This is a genomic window from Burkholderia semiarida (assembly GCF_029268935.1).
Taxonomy (GTDB): domain Bacteria; phylum Pseudomonadota; class Gammaproteobacteria; order Burkholderiales; family Burkholderiaceae; genus Burkholderia; species Burkholderia semiarida.
Genome location: NZ_JAHLCL010000013.1, coordinates 1 through 645 on the forward strand (window position 1 = coordinate 1; position 645 = coordinate 645).

Below are 645 nucleotides of genomic sequence, written 5' to 3' on the forward strand. Positions count from 1 at the left end.
TGTCGTTCTATGACCAGGTCGCAAGACGTCTCGCAGAAGCCGGGAGGACCGCATGAACAGCATGCCTGCCTCGACACTGGAGCGCATCCGGCGCTATCTCGTCGGCCTGCGCATGCCGCGCGCGCTCGAAACGCTGGATGCCACCCTGAACCGCTTCGAGCAAGGCGACAGTTCGATGCTCGAAGTGCTGGAAACGTTGCTGGGCGAGGAGTTCACGACACGCGAAACACGCCGCATCCGGATGGCGCTGCAGACCGCGCGGCTCGGCACGATCAAGACGCTGGCCGGCTACGACTTCAGCTTCCAGCCGAGCCTGGATCGCGATCGCATCATGACGCTTGCGCAACTCGAGTTCATCGAACGACGGCAGACCGTTCACTTCCTGGGGCCGCCCGGCACGGGCAAATCGCACCTGTCCATTGCGCTGGGCGTGGAAGCCGTGCGCGCGGGCAAGAGCGTCTACTTCGGCTCGCTGGCCGAGATCGTGAACTCGATGGCCAAGGCCGAACGGGAAGGCAACCTGGCGCAGCGCGTGCGCTTCCTTGCCCGTAACAGCCTGCTCATCGTCGACGAGATCGGCTACCTGCCCATCGGCTCCAACGGCGGCAACCTGTTCTTCCAGCTCGTCAACGCCTGCTACGAGCG

General features: G+C 64.3%; 1 protein-coding gene. It reads left to right on the forward strand.

Features of this window, described 5'->3' with window-relative positions:
• Positions 1–52 precede the first annotated feature (52 nt).
• A partial coding sequence (gene istB / locus KPB06_RS34390) for an IS21-like element ISBcen28 family helper ATPase IstB (RefSeq protein WP_275906314.1) occupies positions 53–645 on the forward strand: 593 nt, incomplete at its 3' end.